This window comes from Saccharopolyspora rhizosphaerae, from assembly GCF_003931915.1.
Classification (GTDB): Bacteria; Actinomycetota; Actinomycetes; order Mycobacteriales; family Pseudonocardiaceae; genus Saccharopolyspora; species Saccharopolyspora rhizosphaerae.
This window is the reverse complement of the sequence record NZ_RSAA01000017.1, coordinates 73,999-89,246: the sequence shown is the minus strand read 5'-3', so window position 1 is coordinate 89,246 and position 15,248 is coordinate 73,999. Positions and strand designations below refer to the sequence as shown.

Below are 15,248 nucleotides of genomic sequence, written 5' to 3'. Positions count from 1 at the left end.
ACGCGCTCACGTGCGGGAGCGCAGCAGCTTGGTGAACGCCTTGCCGTCCTTGGTGGGCCTGTGCAGGCGTCCGGCCGCGGCGTCGTCGAGGAGGGCGTCGACCGTCTCCGACGCGCACGACCGGTTGGCGCCGATGCCGCCCGCCGCTCCGCGCTTGGCCCACCCGACCACGTAGGTGCCCGGCTGCACCCGGCCACCGGTGTTCGGGATGGTCCCGGTCTTCTCGTCGAAGGGCAGTTGCGGTACCTGCACCCCGCGGCTGCCCACCGACCACAGAACCAGGCCGGTCTCCACGTCGCGGGTGGCCGTGCCGTCGCCGACCCGGATCGCCCGCACCTGGGTCGTGCCGAGGACCTCCGACGGGGCGGAGGTGAACCGCAGCACCAGGCGGCGGTCGCCCGCCGGCGCCCAGTCCCAGTCGACGTCCTCGACCGGGAGCCCGCGCAGCAGCGCGGCGGGACCGTCCTCGGCCCCCGCGATCGCCTCGCCCGCACCACCGTGGCCGTCGACCACGATCCGTCCGGCCAGCCGGTGCTGGATCCCGACCCACTCCGAGGGCGTGAACGCCGCGTGCTCGGGTCCCCGTCGAGCGAGCAGCACGACCTCGCGCACCCGGCTCGTGCGCAGCGCGGCGAGCGCGTGCTCGGCGATCGGGGTGCCGACCAGCTCGTCGGGATCGCTCAGCAGCAGTCGGGCCGCGTCCAGCGCGACGTTGCCGTTGCCCACGACCACGACGCGCTCCGCCGACAGGTCCACGGCGTCGGCGGCGACGTCCGGGTGCCCGTTGCACCAGCCGACGAACTCGCGCGCGGCGAGCGTGCCGGGCAGGTCCTCACCGGGCAGGCCGGGCGTGCGGTGACCGGGTGCGCCCACGGCGTAGACCACCGCGTTGTGGTGCTCGGTCAGCTCGGCGTGGCTGACGTGGCGGCCGACCTCGACGCCCAGGTGCATGCGCACCCTCGGGTGCTTGAAGCTGGTCGCGAAGGTGCGCCCGATCTGCTTGGTGCTGGGGTGGTCCGGCGCCACGCCGTAGTTGATCAGACCGCCCGGAGTGGTCATCCGGTCGATCAGTGTGATCTCGGCGTCGGTCGAGCGCAGCAGCGACTGCACCGCGTACCCGGCTGCCGGCCCCGTCCCCACGACCGCCACGCTCGGCGCAGCGGCGTGGGACGGCAGCGACCGCGGGAAGTGCGGTTCGCCCCAAGGGTGTTCGGCCGGGACGTCGGTGAACCGCTCCCGGTTGATCTCGGCGTGCACGGACAGCTCACCGGTGAGCTTGTCGACCGGGAACACCGCGTCGACCGGGCACGCATCGGCGCAGGCGCCGCAGCCGATGCAGGCGCGCGGGTCGATGTAGAGCCGGTCGGTGGTGCCGAAGTCGGGCTCGTCCGGCGTGGGGTGGATGCAGTTGACCGGGCACACCGACACGCACGATGCGTCGGCACAACAGGATTGCGTGATCGCGTAGGTCATCGCCGCCGGCTCAGATCATGTGCACGCGCTTGTAGAGCGCGGTGGAGGTGCGGGTGAGCAGACCGGCTTCGTCGAGGAACTCCACGAGACCGGCGCTGGCGTTGCGCATCAACGACTTCCGGTGCTCGTTCGCCTCGACCGCCGCCAGCGCGCGCTTGGGGTCGATCCCGACCGCGGTGTAGACCTTCGGGCTGACCAGGGCGTTGACGATGACGTAGGCGGCGATGCTGATGATCGCGGCGCTGGTGTGGCGCTTGACCCGCCCGATGCTGCGCATGTGCTCCTTGATCTCCTCCCGGGCGAACTTCATGTGCCGGGACTCCTCGACCACGTGGATCTTGGAGCTGGTGCGCACGATGTCGAGGACGTTCTCGCCGCGCATCCAGTCGCGCTGCATCACGTCGAGCACTTCCTCGGCGACGAGTCCGGCGCCGTAGGCGACCTCGCCGGAAGCCATGCTCTTGAGCCCCCGCGCGAGCTCGATGACGAACCTGCTGGGGAAGTAGGCGGGGACTTCGAGCTTCTGGCAGATGCGGGCGAACATGAGCGAGTGCCGGCACTCGTCGGCGACCTCGGTCAGCGCGAACTGGAACTCGGAGTTCGCGGGGTTCTTGACGTACTGGTCCCGGAGGATCATCTGCTGCAGGATCATCTCGAACCAGATGCCGGTGCTCATGATCGAGCAGACCTCGTGCCTGGTCAGCGTGATTCGCTGCTGTTCGGTGAGCTCGTTCCACAGCGGCGTGCCGTAGAGCGTGCTCCACTCCGGGTTGAGCCCGTACTGGTCCGGTGGCACCGGAGCGTCCCAGTCGATTTCCGTGCTCGGGTCGTAGGAGAGCGTCTGGGAGGACGCCAGCAATCGGCTGGAGAAGTCCTGCTCGGCGCCCTTGCCGGCAACATCGACGGCGGTCATGTGCGCACCTCCGCAGTTCAGTCGTACTCGAAGTAACAGGTACAGACTGTACCCCATAAAACGGCTCTTGCGGAGACCTTCGTCGACCCGACCGGGGTCCGGCGGAACGCTGCAGGTGGGGAGCACACCCGGCACCACCGCAGGTTCGGGCGGCTACGTCCCCCAGACGGGCGTGGGCTGACATGTCGCGCGACATGTCAGCCCACCCCCGCCAGGGTGATCTTCGGGTGAGTGCGCGCCAGGTTCTAGACTTCGTGGGTGACCGCATCAACGACAGGGCAGGTGGACGGGCGCAGCGCCCGGTGGGCCGGGTACCGGGAGAAGCGCCGGGAAGAACTCGTCGATGCGGCCCTGCGAGCCATCGCCGAGCACGGTCCCGACGTGTCGGTGGAGCAGATGGCCGAGGAGGCCGGCGTGGCCCGGCCCCGGCTGTACAAGTACTTCACCGACACGGCCGACCTGGGTGCGGCGATCGCCGCGCGCGCCGCCGAGATGGTCACCGACGAGCTCGCGCCGATGTTCAACCCGCACGGCACGCCGAACGAGATGATCCGCGCCGCGATCGGAGCGCACACCAACTGGCTGGCCGAGCACGGCAACCTCTACCGCTACCTGAGCAGGAACTCGGCGACCGGTCAGGCCGGGCAGAACGTGATCACCGACGTCAAGACGGTCATCGCCCGCCAGGTCACCGGGTTGTTCCAGCACTTCCTGGACCAGTTCGGCGTCCAGGTCCCGATCGTGCAGCCGCTCGCGTTCGGCATCGTCGGGCTCGTCGAGTCCGGCGCCAGTAGCTGGATGGAGGAGCCCGACGGGATCACCCTCGAGGAGCTCACCGACTGGCTCTGCGACTGGACCTGGCACCTGCTCGACCAGTCGTTGCAGGTGTACGGGATCGAGTTGGACCCGGACGTACCGCTGGTGGAAGCGGATCCGGCCGACTGACTCAGACCATGTGCACGCGCCGGTAGAGCCGGACCGACGCCGGGGTGAGCAGCCCGGCCTCGTCGAGGAACGCCATGAGGTTCCCGCACGCGTTGCGCATCAACGACTTCCGGTGCTCGTTCGCCCGAGCCGCGGCGAGGCCGGTGCGGGGCCGGATGCCCACGCTCCGGTAGACCTGCGGGCTGACGAGGCTGAAGACGATGCCGCAGGAGATCAGGGCGATCAGGTACGCGCTGGCGTGGCGTCGGACGGTGTTCGCCCCCCGGACGTGCTCCTCGACCTCCTCGCGGGCGAACTTCATGTGCCGGGACTCCTCCAGCACGTGGATCTTGGAGCTGGTGCGCACGATGTCGAGGACGTCCTCGCCGCGCATCCAGTCGCGCTGCATCACGTCGAGGACCTCTTCGGCGACGAGGGTGCCGCCGTAGGCGATCTCACCACCCGCGGTGCTCTTGAGCAGGCGCGCCGCCTCCACGATCGCCTGGGGAGGGGAGTAGGCGGGAACGTCGAGCTTCTGGCAGATGCGGGCGAACATGAGCGAGTGCCGGCACTCGTCGGCGATCTCGGTGAGCGCGAACTGGAACTCGGACGTCGCGGGGTCCTCGGCGTACTGGTCGCGCAGGATCATCTGCTGCAGGACCATCTCGAACCAGATGCCGGTGTTCATGATCGAACCGACTTCGTGCCGGGTGAGCGTGATCCGCTGCTGCTCGGTGAGCTCGTCCCACAGCGGCGTGCCGTAGAGCGTGCTCCACTCCGGGTTCAACCCGTACTGGTCGGGCCGCAGCGGCGCGTCCCAGTCGATCTCGGTCATCGGGTCGTAGGACAGCACCTGCGACGATCCCAGCAGTCGGGAGAAGTCCTGCTCGACGTCCCGGACGGCCATGTCCACACCTCCGCGCACGACGCTGTGACTGGAAGTAACAGGAACACGACCGTACCCCACACTGCCCCGTTCCTGAACTCCTCAGGCGGGGCGAGTGGATCAAGCGTTCTGGCGAGCCTGGGCCTTCTCGGCCTTGCGCAGCTGGGCGCGTTCTTCCGCGCGGCGAGCCTCGACGCGCGTGGCGCGTTCCTGCTGGAGCCACTCGGGGTTCTCGTCGCGCAGGGCGTTGATCTGCTCGGTGGTCAGCGGATCGCCGTAGCCGTTGCGGTTGAGGCCGCTGATCGAGATGCCCAGCTTCGCCGCGACCACGGGACGCGGGTGCGGGCCGTTGCGGCGCAGGTCGCGCAACCACTCCGGCGGGTCGGTCTGCAGCGCGTTGAGCTCATCGCGCGAGACGACGCCCTCCTGGAACTCTGCGGGGGTGGCTTCCAGCAGCACACCCAGCTTCTTGGCCGCGGTGGCGGGCTTCATCGTCTGGACGGTTTTGCGCGACGTCATCCGGCCAGCGTAACGGGCGACTCCGGCCGGTAGTCTGGCCAGGTGACAGAGTCGGCCCCCTCCTTCGACCTCGGCTACGTCCCCGGAGTCACGCCCGACAAGTGGGCGCGCAAGTGGCGCGAGCGCGAACCGGAGGTCTCGCTCAACCTCGTCCAGACCTCGGCCGCCGACGCCGTCGACCTGGTCCGAGGACGCGAGGCCCACGCAGCGTTGCTGCGGCTGCCGATCGACCGCACCGGATTGCACGCGATCCCGCTCTACACCGAGCAGACCGTGGTCGTCGTGCCCAAGGACCACCTGTTCGCGGCCGCCGACGAGGTCACGCCCGAAGACCTGGCCGAGGACGTGGTGCTGCACCCGCTCGACGACGCCCTCGACTGGGAGCGGCCGCCCGGACTTCCGGCGATCGAGCGGCCGGCCACCACCGCCGACGCCATCGTGCTGGTCGCCGCGGGTGTCGGACTGCTGGTCGTGCCGCAGTCGTTGGCCCGGCTGCACCACCGCAAGGACCTCACCTACCGGCCGATCCGCGACGTGCCTGAATCCTCCGTCGCTCTGACGTGGATCGAAGGTGAGACCACCGATCTGGTGGAGCAGTTCATCGGGATCGTGCGCGGCCGCACGGTCAACAGCACGCGCGGCAAGCAGCAGTCCGAGCCCGCCCGCAAGACCAAGAAGGCCCCGAGCAAGCCCTCCTCCAGCAAGAAGGCCCAGCCGCGCAAGCCCACGCCGAGCCGGGGCCCGGCCGGGGCGAGGGGGCGCAAGCCGCGCCGCCGGTGACCCGGTGGGGTGGCGGGTGCGGAATGCGCCTCGGACCTGTGGTGTTGTCGTGATCACAGCACGGTTCGTGATGGAGGTACGACGATGCCCTTGACCGGCGAGTACGCGCCGAGCCCGACCGGTTTCGTGCGCGAGCAGGTCGAGAAGTACGAGAGTTCCGGCGGTGCCGAGGGCGCGACGATGCACGGTTGTCCCGTGGTCGTGCTCACCACGAAGGGCGCCCAGTCGGGCAAGATCCGCAAGACGCCGGTGATGCGCGTCGAGCACGACGGGCGCTACGTCGTGGTCGCTTCGCTGGGCGGCGCACCGCAGAACCCCTTCTGGTACCACAACATCCGTGCGCACCCGACCGTGGAGCTGCAGGACGGGCCGGTGCGGCGGGACTACACCGCGCGCGAGCTGGAGGGCGACGAACGCGAGCTGTGGTGGAACCGCGCGGTGGCCGCGTTCCCGAACTACGCCGTGTACCAGACCAAGACCGACCGGTTGATCCCCGTCGTCCTCCTGGAACCCGTCGACATCTGAGCCGAGCTCCCGCGAAGGCAACCCACCGTCGCTGCCCGACCGACGGTGCCGCACGGTGAAGGCCCACGCGGCGTGGCCAGGGCAGTCGCCCGCTCCGTTCGGCCACGCGGGGGCGTCCCCTGCGAACTTCGCGTTCTGGGGTCAAGGGGCGGGTGCAGCACCTCGGGGTGATCGTGGTGGAGGTGTTGCGTTGTGGCTGGCGCGCGGGTGGCGGGGAGGGCGTCCCTCGGCGGTGCGCGCGAGAGCCGCGGTCTGCTGCCCGTCCCGGGCGGGAGGCTCGGCGCGGCCACATCCGTGTGCCGCGGTGCGCTTCCGGTCATCAGGTGGGCGGCGAGGTCCTCACCGCCGTGTCGTCTCGTGCGACTCCGGTTCTGCACGGCGTCCGGCGACACCAGGCGTCCACCGGAACACCGTGCGGCCGAGGGCCGGTGCGGCACTCGGGATCGGAAACCGCGTCCAGGGCTGCCCACGAGCCGTGAGGTGAGCCTGCAGGACGACCTGTGTCCGGCAGGGCTCAGCGGCCCCGGCGCCCACCGGAGCCTTCAGCCGCCTCCCGCCGGAGCCGGGTGCGGCCGGAGTCGGTCACCCGTTGTGCCCGGGTCGAGGGCTTCCACGGAGCCCGGTGCGGCGCTTCCGGAGGCGCTCCCAGGCAGGTGCAGATGTGATGTCGGTTACCTCGGAACAATTCGTGACCGTTCGACCACAGACCGGACCTGTACCGGTGCCACGCTGTGTGAATTGAGAGCTCGCGCAGCGCATCGCAATTGTTGCGTCCGGTGCCCACCTGTTCACGCACAGTTTTTCAGAAAGGAAGTCGATCGCGTTCGCGCAGGCATTGTGCCTGGTCGTGACGTTGTGGGGCGATCACGTGACGAAGGGTGACATGGTGGCGCAGGCCTCAATGGATTGCTCCGTTCGGCCCATTAAAGGAGGGTTTCTTGGCGTAAGGATATGAAGTTGTGATGATCCCGCCTCGAAAGGGAGACCTACATGCCCCGGCTCGCAGTTGCGGTTGCCCCGATCGGATTGGCCGCAGCCCTGGGCCTCGGTGCACTGGCAAGCGCCGAATCAGCGACCGAGCAGCACAGCGTGAACACCGCTACGCAGCCGGTCGGTGTGCAAAGCCCCGCCCCCGCCCCCGTCCTGTCCCCGGCGGCCCCCGAAGCCCCCGTCGCCTTGGCCGCCCCGAAGGCCGAGGACCAGAAGCCCGCGGAGATCAAGCCGCAGGCCGTCACCAAGCAGCTGCCCGTCAGCTACGAGGCCCAGAAGACCGGTTACTGGTGCGGGCCCGCGGCGACGCGCATCGCCATGTCCAGCAAGACCGGCGACCTGCCGTCGCAGTCCGAGATGGCCAAGACCCTCGGCACCACGACCAACGGCACCGACCACGTCGGTCAGGTCGCTGACGGCCTGAACAAGCTGGTTGGCAACACCGGGGCTCACTACGAGGCCAAGGACCTCAGCAGCCGTGAGATCTCCCCGGAGATGAAGAAGGAACTGTGGGACGACACCGTCCGCAACATCGACAGCGGTAAGGCGATGGTCGCCAACATCGTCGCCAAGCCCGGCAACCAGCCGCCCGGGTACCCGTCGAGCAAGACGATCTACCACTACGTCGCGGTCACCGGCTACGACGCGGAGAAGAAGAACGTCAAGATCTCCGACCCGGCGAACTTCTCCGGCAACAAGGAGTACTGGCTGAGCCTCGACAAGCTCACCTCGCTGACGCAGCCCCGCGGCTACGTCGCCTGATCACCTCCGGGTGAGTTGACCACTGCGGCGGTCCCCTTCGACCAGGGGGCCGCCGCAGTCGTCTTGGCACGGCAACCTCGTCGCGCTGTGCGGCGTCTGAGTGATGTCTCGATCACTCGGAGGGGGAGCACCGTGCGGAGGAGAACCGGGATCACCGCCGCGCTCGTCGCGGCGACGGCGTTGCTGGGAGGCGTTGCGGACGCCCAGGGCACGTGGACGGCTGAGCCGTTCCCGCAGCGCCCGGACGTCCCGTCGACGATCGCCACCGCGTCCAGCGGTAGCGGCGAGACCTGGGCCTTCGGCGGGTTCAGCCAGGCCGGGGGCACGTCGAACGCCCAGGCCTACCGGCGCGGTGACGACGGGAAGTGGGCCGAGGTGCTGGTCCCCGCGGTCGGGACGGTGGTGTCCTCGGCGGTCGTCGGGCCGGACGAGGTGTGGGCGATCGGCTGGGGCTGCAAGAACACCGCGGGAACCCTGCTGCGCTGGGACGGCGCCGCCTGGGTCGAGGTCCCGGTGGCGGTGCCGGGTGCCACTCGGGTGCGTCCCGACGACGTGCTCGCGACCGGCGGTGAGCCGTGGGTGGTCGGCAAGGGCTACGAAGACGGTGACGAGCCGCGGCAGCAGACCTTCGTCCGGCGCTGGGACGGCGCGACGTTGCAGGACGTCCCGGTGCCTGGACCGGCCCACGAGGCCACCTTCACCGCGCTCGGTGGCAACCCGGACGACCTGTGGCTGGTGGGCACGAGGGACGGCGCCGCGGTGTCGATGCACTGGGACGGCACGGCGTGGACCGAGGTGCCGGTGCCCGAGGTCGAGGTGCCCGGAGGTGCTCAGCTCGCGGTGAACGACGTGGCCACTGCCGCCCCGGACGACGTCTGGCTCGCGGGTGGTGTGCGCGACGACGACCAGACGCAGGCCAGGCCGGTGTTGCTGCACTGGGACGGCTCGGCGTGGACCGAGGCCCCCGCCGCGAACTCACCGGGTGAGCCGGGGGAGTTCGTCCACGCCGGAGGAGCGGTGTGGAACATCGCCGACGAGGGCGTGCTGCGCTACGACGGCACTCGGTGGCAGACCGTGGCCGGCCCGGCTGAGGGACCGTTGGCGACCGGAGCGGAGACCTCGGACGGCCGGCTCCTCGTCCTCGGCTCCACCGGCGAGCTGCCGAGGACGGCACCGTTCGCCGCGGTCCGCACCGGCTGACGAGAACTGGGCGCGGCACCTGGTGAACGAGTGCCGTGCCCAGGCAGCGGGAGCGTCAGAGGGTGAAGGACGCGAGGGTGTGGTCACCGACGGTGGCGTTGCGGTCGACCCCGGCCGGGATGCCCGGGACCTGACCCGCGTCGCTGTGCTGGTGCAGGGCGAGCCGCGGGTGGCTCCAGCCCGGGTTGCCCGGGTCGCCGTTGTACCGGGCGATCCACAGCAGCACGTCGTCACCGGCCCACAGGTTCGGGTCGATGATGTTCTGGAACCAGTTCAGGCTCGCGTACACCAGCACGCCCCGGACACCGGTCGCGGCCCGCAGCCGCTGGACGAACTCGGTGATGAACCCGTTGGGATCCGGGATCTCGGAGTCCTCCATGTCGAGCATCGGCCACATGTTGCCGGGCTCCTTGAGCCCGTGCTGGCCCATCCACCACGCGAAGTGGCCCACCTGCGGGTCGATGGCGCCGGGCCGGGCGAAGTGGTAGCCGCCGGTGACGATGCCCGCGCCGCGCGCTCCGGCCGTGTGCCCTCCGGCCGCGTCGTCGACCCAGGACTGGCCTTCGGTGAGCTTGATGCTCGCGAAGGTGATGTTGTTGCCGCGCACGGCCCCCCAGTCGTCGACGGCGTTGTGGTGGCTGATGTCGATTCCGTAGTCCATGCGGTCCCCCATCGTGGAGTGCTCGGGTCGCGCACCGCTCGCGGGAGCACGTCGGCGAGAGGTGCCGTCGGCGTCCAGCGGCCGGACGCGGCTGCACTGGTGATCAACCCGTGTGGGGACACGGTCTCAAGAAAGGTTCGCTCTGTGGGGTGAACGACGTGAATTCGCACGTTCGGAGCACCCGGACGGCGCAACGCGGGTTGGTGCTCCCGGCCCCGCTCGGTCCGATGTGGACTCGACCGGTTGTTGCGCGCAGAAGACGAATCCCGGACGCGGTACCTCCGTTGGTCGGTACCGGGCGCGGCGGATGTTCGGAGTTCGAAAAGGACCGGTTGAACGCCTTGTTCGCGGTTTCCGCCTCGGCGAGCCTGCTTCTGCCCGAAACGAGCAACAAGAGGAGATCACCATGAGCAACATCGTCGAGCAGCGCACCGAGGCCCGCTCCGGCTCGCACGCCAAGCGCCTCGCCTTCGGCGTCCTCGCGGTCCCGGCGCTGATGATCGGCCTGGCTCTGCCGGCCAACGCCGCCGAACTCACGCCGATCGCGGAAGCGGTGGACGCCACCGTCGCCGACACCCTCTCCAGCGTGGGCGCAGCGCTGGACGCGCTCGGCCTCGCGGCCTGACCTCGCCGAACGCAGGGCGGGGACCCCGTACCCGGGGTCCCCGCCCTGCCCCGTGCGATCTGCGCGAACGCGTGGACGCCCGCTGTTGCGTCTGAAACGATCGGCACGTCACCCGGTGGGAGGAGCACGATGGCCGAAGGCGTCCAGGACCTGCGCACGGACGTGGCGCACGGCGCGCGGATCTACGACTACATCTTGGGCGGCAAGGACAACTACGCCGTCGACCGCGCCGCCGCGGAGGCGTCCCAGCAGGTCTGGCCCGCGCTTCCGGTGCACATGCGCGCCAACCGCGAGTTCATGCACCGGGCCGGCCGCTTCCTGGCCACCGAGCGCGGCGTCGACCAGTTCCTGGACATCGGTACCGGCATCCCGACCAGCCCGAACCTGCACGAGGTGGTCCAGGAGGTGGAGCCGGAGGCCCGCGTCGTCTACACCGACAACGACCCCATCGTGCTCGCCCACGCCCGCGCGCTGATGTCGCGCACCGGTCAGGGCAGGACCGCCTACGTCGAGGCCGACCTGCGCGACCCCGACACGATCTTGAGCTCGCGCGAGTTCCGGGAGACCTTGGACCCGGACCGGCCGATCGCGCTGATGCTGATCGCCGTGGTGCACTTCATCGAGGACGACGACGAAGCCCTGGACGTCGTCCGGCGCATCGTCGAGGTCCTGCCCTCGGGCAGTTACGTGGCCGCCACGATCGCCACCGACGACTACGCCCCGGAACTGCTGGCCGAAGTCCGCCGCGCGTACCACGAGCACGGCGAGACGTTGAAGTTCCGCGACCACGACCAGGCGCTGCGCTTCTTCGACGGGCTGGAGGTCCTCGAACCCGGCGTCGTCCAGGTGCACAAGTGGCGCCCCGACGACCCCGCGTCCCTCGACGTCCCCGAGGCCGACATCGCGATGTACGCGGGGATCGCCCGCAAGCCCTGACGTGCGGACCTGATCGGCCTCGGCCGGTCAGGCCCGGGCCGGGCGGTTGCCGAGCTGCTGGGTCGGCGGTTCGGCCGGAGCGGGGCCCTGGTTCGGGGTCGGTTGTCGGGATCCGTTGGTCTGCGGGCCGACCGCCGGCGTGAGCTGCGTCTGCTGGTTCGGGTCGGCCTGCGGTGCGGGCGCGGCCGTCGCCTGGTTGAGCTGGGTCTGCTGGCCGTTGGCCTGCTGCCCGGCCGCGGGCTGGGGAGCGGAGAGGTTGGAGCTCACGATGCGCTGCAGGTTGCGGTGCGCGTTGTTGAGCTCGTGCCGCATGCCGTGGATCTGCTTGGTCAGCGTGTCGCCCTCGCCGAGCGTGTTGGTCTCCACAGCCCGCAGCAGCACGCCGATGTGACCGTGCAGCCGCTGGTGCACCTCGGCGAACGTGGTGACCTGCTGCTGCATCTCCAGCGGAGGCTGGGTGCGCGCGATCGCCTTGATCATGGTGTCCTGCCAGCGCTGACCGGCCTGGCGGTAGTGGCGGTCGGCGGCCTGGCGGTAGTGCGGGGCGACCTGCGTGTCGAGCGAGACGCGGATCAGCTCGTGGCAGCTGTTGACCAGTTCGCGCGCGGCCGTGGTCAGCGCGTAGGCCCACTCCCACTGCTCGGCCTGCGTGCTGGCGTGGCGCTCCTGCCGGGCGTCGTCGAGTTGGCTGCGGGTGAGCTTCACCTGCTCCCACGCGCGTTCGGCCTGCTCGGTGGCGGTCGAGGCCGCTTGCCCCGTCTGCTCCGCGTTGGCCTCGACCGCGCTCGCCAACCGGCGCACGGCCTCAGCGCGCTGCGCGGTCTCCTCGGCGGCCTTCCGCGCCGACCACAGCAGCCAGCCGGCGACTCCGGCCGCGACGAGTGCCAGGACTGCCGGGATCCACGCGGCCAGTGCCTCCATCCCCATGTGTCCGACGATGACACATCAGGGCTCGGACCGATCGACCGCCTGCGCAAAAAGTTCGCAATAACACGAACAGTAGCCGTGGTGTGACGCACCGGAATCACGAGCGGGAGGCGAACTTCCCGATCAGCTCGGGCGAAATCCGCTCCTCCTCGCGCTCTTTCGACTCCGCGTCGCCTAGTGTGCACGCCAGGTCAGCACGGACCGAACGAGGAGGGCCATGTACGCGAGGTATGTCGCGATCGGGGACAGCCAGACGGAAGGCGTCGGCGACGGTGATGACCACAGCGGTCTGCGCGGCTGGGCCGATCGTCTCGCCGCACGGCTGGCCGCGCTGAACCCGGACTTCCGCTACGCCAACCTCGCGGTCCGCGGGAAGCTGATCGACCAGGTGCACGCCGAACAGCTCCAGCCTGCCCTGGAGCTCGAACCTGACCTCGTCACCGTGGTCGCCGGCCTCAACGACATGCTCCGCAGCGAGTGCGACGGAGAGGCGATCGCCGCCCGCCTGGAGCAGATGATCTCCGCCCTGACCGAAGCCGGGGCGCGGGTCGTCACGGTGACCTACCCGGACATCGGCCAGGTCGCCCCGATGGCGCGTCGCTGGCAACCGCGGATCACCGAGTTCAACACCCGGGTGCGCGAGATCGCGGCGAAGCACGGCACCGCGCTCGTCGAGGTCGACCTCCACCCGGTCTGCGCCGACCGCAGGATCTGGAGCACCGACCGGCTGCACCTCAACTCGGATGGTCACGCGCTGCTCGCCGCCGCCACCGCCAGCGCGCTGGAACTGCCGGACAGCGACACGTCGTGGAGCGAGCCCTTGCCCACCCGTCCTGAGCCGGGCTTCCTCCGATCGGCCTGGGAGGAGGTCCGCTGGGCCGCGGTGTTCCTGGTGCCGTGGGTGTGGCGCAGGCTCACCGGCCGCTCCTCGGGTGACGGCCGCACCGCCAAACGCCCGCAGCTCGCGCCACTCTCACAACCCACGACGAGCCGCTGATACGTCGCACCGGACCGCTCCGCCCCGCGGTGCGGGAAGCAGGACCTGATCGGCTCCGCGGACTCCCTGCGCCGTCCTGCCGCATGCCCCCACGGCGTACTCGCGGGGATGTCACCTGAGCGGGGGGTGGACATTTCGCGCGAGGTGGTCGCCACCCCTCGCAAGGGTGGCGCCCTGTTGCGTCCACAGTGGTCACGCCGCTGAGGGCCTTCGCGGCGCGGACGCTGTCGCTCGGTCGGGGGGGGTGCCCGACGTCGGTCGCGCCGTGGACCGGGGTAGCCCTGCTCGGCCGCTCGGTGGTGGCACCCCCGGAGGCGGAGATCGCGGGGTTCCGCTGGGTGCTCGTCCGGCTCGACGGGGGCGGGGGCCGACCGGTCGCGCCGTCCGGAGAGGCAGGCGTCACCTCGACTTCGGCTCCTGCCGGGGTGTTCGCGAGGGCAGGATCGGACGCAGGAACGACTGGAGCAGGAGTGTGGATGTCCGAGAAGGTGTCCGTCGAGCTGGCCTACGGCCGGTCGGGCTTGACCGTGGAGCTGCCGTCCGAGCGCACGACCGTGGTGGCGCCGGCCCACCCGCAGGCCGCGCCCGACGCGGAGGTGGCGCTGCGCAAGGCGCTCGCCGAGCCGGTCGCCGGCCCGCCGCTGCGCGAGCGGGTGCGGCCGGGTCAGCGGATCGCGGTGTCGCTCTGCGACCTCACGCGCCCGCAGCCGCGCGAGGCGATGGTCCGGGCGCTGCTGGCGGAGCTGGAAGGCATCGCGACGCGCGACGACTTCACGCTGCTGGTGGCCACCGGCACGCACCGCGGCAACACCGACGACGAGTTGCGGGCGATGCTCGGTGACGAGCTGGTCGAGACGATGCGCGTCATCAACCACGACTGCCGCGACCCCGAGGCGCTGCGACCGATGGGCACCTTCGGCGACGGCGTGCCGGTGTGGCTCAACCGGCACTGGGTGGACGCCGACGTCCGGATCACCACCGGGTTCGTCGAACCCCACTTCTTCGCGGGGTTCAGCGGCGGCCCGAAGCTGGTCGCACCGGGCTTGGCGGGGTTGGACACCGTGCTCACGCTGCACGACGCGGCGCGCATCGCCAGCCCGCAGGCGACCTGGGCGGTGTGCGAGGGCAACCCGGTGCACGACGACGTCCGCGCCATCGCCGAGGGAACCGGCGTGGACTTCGCCTTCGACGTGGTGCTCAACCGCGAGCAGCGGATCGTCGAGGCCTTCGGCGGTGATCTGCTGCCCATGCACGCCACCGCGCGCGAAGTCGTCCGCGAGCTGTCGATGCAGCCGGTCCCGCAGCGCTACGACGTCGTCGTCACCACCAACTCCGGGTTCCCGCTGGACCAGAACGTCTACCAGGCGGTCAAGGGCATGACCGCCGCGGCGACGGTGGTCGAACCCGGCGGGCTCATCATCTGCGCGGCCGAGTGCAGCGACGGCTTCCCCGACCACGGGTCGTTCCGCGAGGTCCTGGCCTCCGAGCCGACGCCGGAAGCCCTGCTGCGGACCATCTCGGCCAGGACCGAGACCGTCCCCGACCAGTGGCAGGTCCAGATCCTCGCCCGCGTGCTGGCCACCGCCCGCGTCGGCGTGCACACCACCAACCTCACCGACGAGCAGCTGCGCACGGCCCACCTCTACCGGGTCGACGACATCGCCGCGGCCGTCGAGGAAGAGCTCGCGGCCCGAGGTCCGGAAGCCCGGGTGTGCGTCCTCCCGGAGGGCCCGCAGACCATCCCGTACGTCGCGGGCGACGAGTCCTGAACCGCCTCCGCGGTCACGGAGGCGAGGAGCGGCCACCTCGGGTCGCCGATCCTCGCCCGCGTCAGGTTCGCGCATCGAAAGGTCGCGACGCGGCTCCAGCCGATCCACGCCACCCCCCTCGGGAGTCCACTGTGGATCGTAGGTGGGGTGCCGGGCGGTGCTGAGCTTGTCGGGGTGCGCACGTCCTGGATCGAGCTCCCACCGTTCGGGCCTCGCCGACAGAGGGCCGCTCGCCGAGCAGCCGTCGCCGGATCGCCATCGACGCCGCAGGATGCCGCCCTCAAGGCGTGCTCCGACAGACCCGCGGTGACGAGGCCCTCGCGCTGAGGACCTCGCAGCCGCACCGGTCGTGCGGTGGTTG

The 15,248-nt window shown here is 70.5% G+C and carries 15 protein-coding genes; 9 read left to right on the top strand and 6 right to left on the bottom strand.

Going from position 1 to position 15,248, the window contains the following annotated elements; translation table 11 throughout:
* Positions 1 to 6 precede the first annotated feature (6 nt).
* Together EIL87_RS18555 and EIL87_RS18550 are read right to left on the bottom strand one after the other, a co-directional pair.
* Positions 7 to 1,473: a 4Fe-4S binding protein gene (locus EIL87_RS18555; protein WP_125091827.1), complete on the bottom strand. Its 1,467-nt coding sequence runs from the start codon at positions 1,471 to 1,473 to the stop codon at positions 7 to 9.
* 10 nt (positions 1,474 to 1,483) lie between these two features.
* Positions 1,484 to 2,386 carry an AurF N-oxygenase family protein gene (locus EIL87_RS18550; protein ID WP_125091826.1) on the bottom strand — a complete coding sequence of 301 codons (903 nt, stop codon included), beginning with the start codon at positions 2,384 to 2,386 and terminating at the stop codon, positions 1,484 to 1,486.
* 258 nt (positions 2,387 to 2,644) lie between these two features.
* Between EIL87_RS18550 and EIL87_RS18545 the strand changes: the two genes are divergently transcribed.
* Positions 2,645 to 3,331 (top strand): TetR/AcrR family transcriptional regulator, encoded by a 687-nt coding sequence (locus EIL87_RS18545; RefSeq protein WP_125091825.1) that lies wholly within the window; start codon positions 2,645 to 2,647, stop codon positions 3,329 to 3,331.
* 1 nt (position 3,332) lies between these two features.
* On the opposite strand, the gene EIL87_RS18540 is transcribed toward EIL87_RS18545, so the two are convergent.
* Both EIL87_RS18540 and EIL87_RS18535 read right to left on the bottom strand, forming a co-directional pair.
* Entirely contained in the window at positions 3,333 to 4,217 is an 885-nt protein-coding gene (locus EIL87_RS18540; RefSeq protein WP_125091824.1) for an AurF N-oxygenase family protein, read from the bottom strand.
* A gap of 99 nt (positions 4,218 to 4,316) precedes the next feature.
* Positions 4,317 to 4,715 carry a DUF5997 family protein gene (locus EIL87_RS18535; protein ID WP_125091823.1) on the bottom strand — a complete coding sequence of 133 codons (399 nt, stop codon included), beginning with the start codon at positions 4,713 to 4,715 and terminating at the stop codon, positions 4,317 to 4,319.
* Between the two features lie 42 nt (positions 4,716 to 4,757).
* Here EIL87_RS18535 and EIL87_RS18530 point away from each other — a divergent pair, with 42 nt between their 5' ends.
* From EIL87_RS18530 to EIL87_RS18515, 4 genes are all read left to right on the top strand, one after another.
* Positions 4,758 to 5,495, top strand: coding sequence for a LysR family substrate-binding domain-containing protein (locus tag EIL87_RS18530; protein ID WP_125091822.1), 738 nt, complete (start codon positions 4,758 to 4,760; stop codon positions 5,493 to 5,495).
* An 84-nt stretch (positions 5,496 to 5,579) separates the two neighbouring features.
* Positions 5,580 to 6,020: a nitroreductase family deazaflavin-dependent oxidoreductase gene (locus EIL87_RS18525; RefSeq protein ID WP_125091821.1), complete on the top strand. Its 441-nt coding sequence runs from the start codon at positions 5,580 to 5,582 to the stop codon at positions 6,018 to 6,020.
* 1,089 nt (positions 6,021 to 7,109) lie between these two features.
* Positions 7,110 to 7,772 carry a C39 family peptidase gene (locus EIL87_RS18520; protein ID WP_233576360.1) on the top strand — a complete coding sequence of 221 codons (663 nt, stop codon included), beginning with the start codon at positions 7,110 to 7,112 and terminating at the stop codon, positions 7,770 to 7,772.
* Between the two features lie 132 nt (positions 7,773 to 7,904).
* A complete protein-coding gene (locus tag EIL87_RS18515) occupies positions 7,905 to 8,972 on the top strand; it encodes a hypothetical protein (protein ID WP_125091819.1) in 1,068 nt (355 codons plus the stop codon).
* Positions 8,973 to 9,027: 55 nt separating this feature from the next.
* On the opposite strand, the gene EIL87_RS18510 is transcribed toward EIL87_RS18515, so the two are convergent.
* Positions 9,028 to 9,633 carry a glycoside hydrolase family 25 protein gene (locus EIL87_RS18510; RefSeq protein WP_158628666.1) on the bottom strand — a complete coding sequence of 202 codons (606 nt, stop codon included), beginning with the start codon at positions 9,631 to 9,633 and terminating at the stop codon, positions 9,028 to 9,030.
* Between the two features lie 406 nt (positions 9,634 to 10,039).
* Between EIL87_RS18510 and EIL87_RS18505 the strand changes: the two genes are divergently transcribed.
* Both EIL87_RS18505 and EIL87_RS18500 read left to right on the top strand, forming a co-directional pair.
* A complete protein-coding gene (locus tag EIL87_RS18505) occupies positions 10,040 to 10,258 on the top strand; it encodes a hypothetical protein (RefSeq protein WP_125091817.1) in 219 nt (72 codons plus the stop codon).
* Positions 10,259 to 10,387: 129 nt separating this feature from the next.
* Entirely contained in the window at positions 10,388 to 11,194 is an 807-nt protein-coding gene (locus EIL87_RS18500; RefSeq protein ID WP_125091816.1) for an SAM-dependent methyltransferase, read from the top strand.
* Positions 11,195 to 11,221: 27 nt separating this feature from the next.
* Here EIL87_RS18500 and EIL87_RS18495 read toward each other — a convergent pair whose 3' ends face one another.
* The gene (locus EIL87_RS18495) at positions 11,222 to 12,121 is read right to left on the bottom strand and encodes a hypothetical protein (RefSeq protein ID WP_233576359.1); all 900 of its coding nucleotides are present in this window, start codon (positions 12,119 to 12,121) and stop codon (positions 11,222 to 11,224) included.
* Between the two features lie 217 nt (positions 12,122 to 12,338).
* Between EIL87_RS18495 and EIL87_RS18490 the strand changes: the two genes are divergently transcribed.
* Both EIL87_RS18490 and larA read left to right on the top strand, forming a co-directional pair.
* A complete protein-coding gene (locus EIL87_RS18490; RefSeq protein ID WP_125091815.1) occupies positions 12,339 to 13,118 on the top strand; it encodes an SGNH/GDSL hydrolase family protein in 780 nt (259 codons plus the stop codon).
* 476 nt (positions 13,119 to 13,594) lie between these two features.
* A complete protein-coding gene (gene larA, locus EIL87_RS18485; protein WP_125091814.1) occupies positions 13,595 to 14,887 on the top strand; it encodes a nickel-dependent lactate racemase in 1,293 nt (430 codons plus the stop codon).
* The last annotated feature ends 361 nt before the right edge of the window (positions 14,888 to 15,248 follow it).

Coding starts and splice junctions, on each gene's coding strand:
- EIL87_RS18555 (WP_125091827.1), bottom strand. CDS start 1,473: ATGACCTACGCGATCACGCAATCCTGTTGTGCCGACGCATCGTGCGTG.
- EIL87_RS18550 (WP_125091826.1), bottom strand. CDS start 2,386: ATGACCGCCGTCGATGTTGCCGGCAAGGGCGCCGAGCAGGACTTCTCC.
- EIL87_RS18540 (WP_125091824.1), bottom strand. CDS start 4,217: ATGGCCGTCCGGGACGTCGAGCAGGACTTCTCCCGACTGCTGGGATCG.
- EIL87_RS18535 (WP_125091823.1), bottom strand. CDS start 4,715: ATGACGTCGCGCAAAACCGTCCAGACGATGAAGCCCGCCACCGCGGCC.
- EIL87_RS18525 (WP_125091821.1), top strand. CDS start 5,580: ATGCCCTTGACCGGCGAGTACGCGCCGAGCCCGACCGGTTTCGTGCGC.
- EIL87_RS18510 (WP_158628666.1), bottom strand. CDS start 9,633: ATGGACTACGGAATCGACATCAGCCACCACAACGCCGTCGACGACTGG.
- EIL87_RS18505 (WP_125091817.1), top strand. CDS start 10,040: ATGAGCAACATCGTCGAGCAGCGCACCGAGGCCCGCTCCGGCTCGCAC.
- EIL87_RS18500 (WP_125091816.1), top strand. CDS start 10,388: ATGGCCGAAGGCGTCCAGGACCTGCGCACGGACGTGGCGCACGGCGCG.
- EIL87_RS18495 (WP_233576359.1), bottom strand. CDS start 12,121: ATGGGGATGGAGGCACTGGCCGCGTGGATCCCGGCAGTCCTGGCACTC.
- EIL87_RS18490 (WP_125091815.1), top strand. CDS start 12,339: ATGTACGCGAGGTATGTCGCGATCGGGGACAGCCAGACGGAAGGCGTC.
- larA (WP_125091814.1), top strand. CDS start 13,595: ATGTCCGAGAAGGTGTCCGTCGAGCTGGCCTACGGCCGGTCGGGCTTG.